Below are 5,252 nucleotides of genomic sequence, written 5' to 3'. Positions count from 1 at the left end.
AGCAAGGACAGTTTCTGGACCTGGCGCGACCTGATGTACCGCTTCGCGCGCAATATCACGCCGGAGCAGATGGAAGCCATCGCCGCCCAGTTGTTCAGCGAATGCCTGCGCCATGGCTACACTTCGGTCTGCGAGTTCCACTATGTGCAGCGGGCGCCGGATGGCAGCATGTATCCGCAGGCGTCCGAAACGGCGCAAAAGGTGATTGCCGCTGCGCGCCACACCGGCATCGGCATCACCATGCTGCCAGTGTTGTACAGCTATTCCGGTTTCGGCGAGCAGCCGCTCAAGCCGGAGCAGGCGCGCTTCCGCACCGACGCGCGCGACATCCTGAAAATCATCGGTGAGCTGGAGCCGCTGCGCGATGCGCAGATCGAAGTGGGCGTGGCGCCACACTCGCTGCGTGCGGCGTCGGTGGCGCAGATCCGTGAAGTGCTCGATCACTTGCCGAAAGCGCGCCCTGTGCATGTGCACATCGCCGAGCAGCAGGGCGAAGTGCAGCAGTCGCTCGATTTCAGCGGCCGCCGTCCCGTGCAATATCTGTACGATCAGTTGCCGGTGGATCAGCGCTGGTGCCTGGTGCATGCCACGCACCTGACCGGAGACGAGATCACCTCGATCGCCCGCAGCTGTGCGGTGGCCGGTCTGTGCCCGACCACGGAAGCCAATCTGGGCGACGGCATCTTCCCGCTCGAACCGTTTCTCGCGCAGGGCGGCCGTTTCGGCATCGGCAGCGACAGCCATATTTCGCAATCCGCAATCGAGGAGCTGCGCTGGCTGGAATACGGACAGCGTCTGGCACAGCAGCGCCGCAATATCGCGGTGTCCGAACAACAGCGCCACGTGGGCGATTTCCTGTGGCAGTCGGCCTTGCAGGGCGGGGCGCAAGCGTGCGGACGCCCGGTAGGCGCACTGGCGCCGGGCAAGCGCGCCGACCTGATTGTGTTGGATGATGACCACCCGAATCTCGATGGTTTGCACGATTCCGAGCTTTTAGGAAGCCTCGTTTTCTGCGGAAATGATAATCTAGTGCGTGACGTAATGGTCGGCGGCCAGTGGGTGGTGCGCGGCCAGAAGCACGTGGCGCAACCGGCCATCACCGCGCGCTTCAAGAAGACGCTGGCCGAATTGCGCGAGCTACGATCATGACACGACTGATTCAGTACGCAAGCCTGCATGCCACGCCGTGGAAAAACGGCGGCGGCAGCACCACCGAAGTCACCGTCTTCCCACCCGGCGCCACCTTTGAAGATTTTGAGTGGCGCGTCAGCATTGCCACCATTTCGCAGTCCGGACCGTTCTCCGTCTTTCCCGGCATCGACCGCACACTGACGCTGGTCGACGGCGAGGGCGTGGTGCTGGACGTGGGGAACGAACGGCGCGTGGCGCTGAGCGAGCGTGAACCGGTGGTGGCTTTCCCCGGCGAGATCCAGGTCACGGCCACCGTCGATGGCGGCATGACCACGGACTTCAACGTGATGACGCGGCGCGAATACTGCAATCACCAGCTGGAGCGGCGTGTCGTGCGCGACTTCTCCACGCTGGAGCGGCGCAGCGAAACCACCATCGTGTTCCTGGCCGAAGGCGAGAGCCTGACCCTGRTCAGCGGCTGCGAGCGTATCTCCATGGTGCGTTATGATGCTGTGGTACTGGAAAAAGAAGACGTGTGGACGCTGGAAGCGGGCCACGCAACGGTCTTCATCATAGATATCTTCCCCAACGACGAGTAAGCAAAGCATGGCAGCAAGCTGGGATCTCTTAATCACCAACGTTCACCTGGCCACGATGGCCGATCCCAGCGCTCCGGCCAGCGCTTCCACCGCCGGCGCGATTGCACTGTCCGGCTACGGCGAGTTGCGCGATGCCGCGATTGCGGTCAAGGATGGCCGCATCGCCTGGTTCGGCCCGGCCGCCGACGCAGCTTCCGCGGGTTCGGCCGCCGAGGTGCGCGACGGCGAGGGCTGCTGGCTCACGCCGGGCCTGATCGACTGCCACACGCATATCGTCCATGCGGGCAACCGCAGCGATGAATTCGAGGCGCGCCTGAATGGCGCCACCTATGAGGATATTGCCCGCGCCGGCGGCGGCATCATGTCCACCGTGCGCGCGACCCGTGCGGCATCGGATGATGAACTGCTGCGGCAAAGTCTGCCGCGCATTATCGCGCTGCTGGCCGAAGGCGTCACCACGCTGGAAATCAAATCCGGCTACGGGCTTGATCTGGAGTCCGAGGCCAAGATGCTGCGCGTCGCGCGCCGTGTGGCCGAAGTGCTGCCGGTAAGCGTGCAGACTACCTTCCTCGGCGCGCACGCCTTGCCGCCGGAATTCCGCGATCGTGCGGACGATTACGTGCAGCTGGTATGCGACATGATCCCCACGCTGGCAGGCGAGGGCCTGGCCGATGCGGTGGACGCGTTCTGTGAGCGCATCGGTTTCTCGGCCGCGCAGACTGAGCGCGTGTTTGCCGCAGCCCGCGCGCACGGCCTGCCGGTCAAGCTGCATGCGGAACAGCTGTCCGACCAGCAGGGCGCACAGCTGGTGGCACGCTTTGGCGGACTGTCCGCCGATCACCTTGAACATTTGAGCGCCGACGGCATCGCCGCCATGGCCGCCGCCGGCACGGTCGCCGTGCTGCTCCCCGGCGCTTACTACTTCCTGCGCGACACCACGCCGCCGCCCGTCGCGGCATTGCGTGCCGCCGGCGTGCCAATGGCGGTTGCCACCGACAACAATCCCGGTACCTCGCCAATGACCTCGCTGCTGCTGGCGATGAACATGGTCTGCACCCTGTGGCGACTGACGCCGCTGGAAGCGCTGGCCGGCTGCACCGTGCACGCTGCCCGCGCGCTCGGCCTGCAGGACGAAACCGGCAGCCTGTCCATCGGCAAGCGCGCCGACTTCGCCCTGTGGCGCATCGCCCGGCCCGCCGACTTGTCCTACGCCATCGGCTTCAATCCCTGCCACGCCGTGGTCCACGCCGGCACCTGGCGCGCCCCCCAACTCGCCCCCGCGGAAGCCTGGTGACCGCACCATCCCCCGCGCCCGCCCCGCGTGCGTCACAGCGCCTGCTGGCCGCATGTTGCGTGCTGGCCGGACTGCTGGCCGCAATCACCGCACATGCAGACGACAGCGTGCTGCGCGTTGGCTCGAAGCGCTTCACCGAGTCCTACATCCTCGGCGAAATCATCGCGCAAACCGCCGCGACGCAAGTGAAGGTCGAGCACAAGCAAGGCCTCGGCAACACAGCCATCGTGCTAGCCGCGCTGGAGGCGGGCAGCATCGACGTCTACCCTGAATACACCGGGACCATCGACCAGGAAATCCTGAAGCACACCAAGCCCGCCACGATTGAAGAACTGAACCGCGAGCTAAAACCAAAGGGACTGGGCGTCGCCGTTCCGCTGGGCTTCAACAACACCTACGCGCTGGCAGTGCGCAACGAGCCCAATGCCCCGCGTACCTTAACCGAGCTGGCCGCGCGCAAGGACATGCGCCTCGGCCTGTCGCATGAATTCATCGGCCGCGCCGATGGCTGGCCCGGCCTGTCGACACTCTACGGCCTGTACCAGCAGCCGCGCGGCCTCGATCACGGCATCGCCTACGAAGCCCTCGCGCAGAAGCAGGTCGACGTGATCGACATCTACTCCACTGACGCCAAGATCAGTCAATACGGCCTGCGCGTGCTCGATGACGACCGCCATTACTTCCCGCGCTACGACGCCGTGCTGCTCTACCGCCTCGACGCCGCCCAGCGCTTCCCCGCCGCCTGGCGCGCGATTCAGCAACTGCATGGCAGCATTAACGCGACCGACATGATCGCCATGAACGCCGCTGCCGAGCTGCAATCCCAACCCTTCGCCGCCATCGCCCGCAACTGGCTCGCCCGGCATCCCGCCGCTGACGTCGCCGCCGTCGCCGGAACGTCCACTGCGCGGCCCGCCGCGGCTGCTGGCGCGGCCAGCCCTGCGCCCGGCGCATCGCCGGCCACGACCGCCGCATCGTCGGCCACGTCGGCCGCATCACCGGCTACGACCGCCGCATCGCTGGCCACGTCCGCCGCTATCTCCGGCGCGACGGGCACCCCGTCCGCCAATGGGGACCCCGCCGCAACAAGCGCCGCGCTGGTCAAGCCTGGCTTGCTATCACGCCTGTTCGCCGACGACTTGTGGAAGCTCACGCGGCAGCACATTACCCTGGTGGCGGTGTCGGTCATGCTGGCCTGTGTGGTCGGCATTCCGCTCGGCGTTCTGGCCGCGTACAGGCCCGCGCTGAAGCAGCCGGTGATGGCCGCAGTCGGCGTGCTGCAAACCATTCCATCGCTGGCCTTGCTGGCAATGCTGATCCCACTGCTGGGCGCCATCGGCCCGCTGCCGGCGTTGGTCGCCTTGTTCGTGTACGCGCTGCTGCCCATTGTGCGCAACAGCTGCACAGGCATTGATGGCATACCACCAGGATTGAAGCAGGCAGCCGAGGCGCTGGGCCTGAAACCCGCGCAAAGACTGCTGCATATTGAACTCCCGCTGGCTACCCCCATTATCCTGGCAGGCGTCAAGACGGCCGCCGTGATGAGTGTTGGCACCGCAACGATTGCGGCCTTCATCGGCGCGGGTGGCTACGGCGAGCGCATCACGACAGGACTCGCACTGAACGACAACGATCTGCTGCTGGCCGGCGCCATCCCAGCCGCCGCACTGGCCCTGATAACGCAGGCGATATTCGAACTGCTCGAACGCGCCGCGCAATTGCGTCGCGTCAAGTTGTAAGCAGTTTCGACTGAAGGTAAAAATTTGTAAGTAACGGGTTGAGCGCACTGATCAGCGACTATATTGAAGTCGTTGATTCATCTCCCCAAAATCCCAACTGACACCTGGGTTTTCCCCACCCACGCATCACGAGCCGCGTGGGTTCTTTTTTTTCAGAATCAGGAACGCGCCAGCTTCGTCAGCGCATCGCCCGTTACGCGGCACACGCGCCAATCCGGCAGCACATCCGCGCCCATGGACTCGTAGAAATTAATTGCGTTCGAGTTCCAGTCGAGTACCGACCACTCGAAACGGCCGCAGTGGCGCTCGACCGCCAGCTGCGCCAGCGCAATCAGCATCTGCTTGCCGTAGCCGTGGCCGCGGCGGTCCTGCTTCACATACAGGTCCTCCAGATACAGACCCTTCTTGCACAGGAAGGTGGAGAAATTGTGGAAGAACAATGCATAGGTCACCACCTCGCCAGAACAATGCATAGGTCACCACCTCGCC

The 5,252-nt window shown here is 64.8% G+C and carries 4 protein-coding genes and 1 pseudogene; 4 read left to right on the top strand and 1 reads right to left on the bottom strand.

From position 1 onward, the window contains the following. From AB4Z11_RS21995 to AB4Z11_RS21980, 4 genes are all read left to right on the top strand, one after another. Nucleotides 1-1,149, top strand: a 1,149-nt coding sequence (locus tag AB4Z11_RS21995) for a formimidoylglutamate deiminase (protein WP_442027671.1), incomplete at its 5' end; no start/stop codon positions are given. Further along, nucleotides 1,146-1,730 (top strand): HutD/Ves family protein, encoded by a 585-nt coding sequence (locus AB4Z11_RS21990; RefSeq protein ID WP_442027670.1) that lies wholly within the window; start codon nt 1,146-1,148, stop codon nt 1,728-1,730. The genes AB4Z11_RS21995 and AB4Z11_RS21990, both read left to right, overlap by 4 nt. A 7-nt stretch (nt 1,731-1,737) precedes the next feature. Next, nucleotides 1,738-3,024, top strand: a complete 1,287-nt coding sequence (hutI, locus tag AB4Z11_RS21985) for an imidazolonepropionase (RefSeq protein WP_442027669.1) — start codon at nt 1,738-1,740, stop codon at nt 3,022-3,024. Between the two features lie 59 nt (nt 3,025-3,083). Beyond that, on the top strand, nt 3,084-4,763 hold the full coding sequence (locus tag AB4Z11_RS21980) for a glycine betaine ABC transporter substrate-binding protein (RefSeq protein ID WP_442027672.1): 1,680 nt from the start codon (nt 3,084-3,086) through the stop codon (nt 4,761-4,763). A gap of 158 nt (nt 4,764-4,921) precedes the next feature. Here AB4Z11_RS21980 and AB4Z11_RS21975 read toward each other — a convergent pair. Further along, nucleotides 4,922-5,224, bottom strand: a pseudogene (locus AB4Z11_RS21975) (GNAT family N-acetyltransferase); the annotation flags it as partial. Nucleotides 5,225-5,252 lie beyond the last annotated feature (28 nt).

This window comes from Pseudoduganella sp. RAF53_2 (assembly GCF_052113985.1).
Lineage (GTDB): Bacteria > Pseudomonadota > Gammaproteobacteria > Burkholderiales > Burkholderiaceae_D > Rugamonas.
This window is presented reverse-complemented; position numbering and strand designations above follow the sequence as displayed.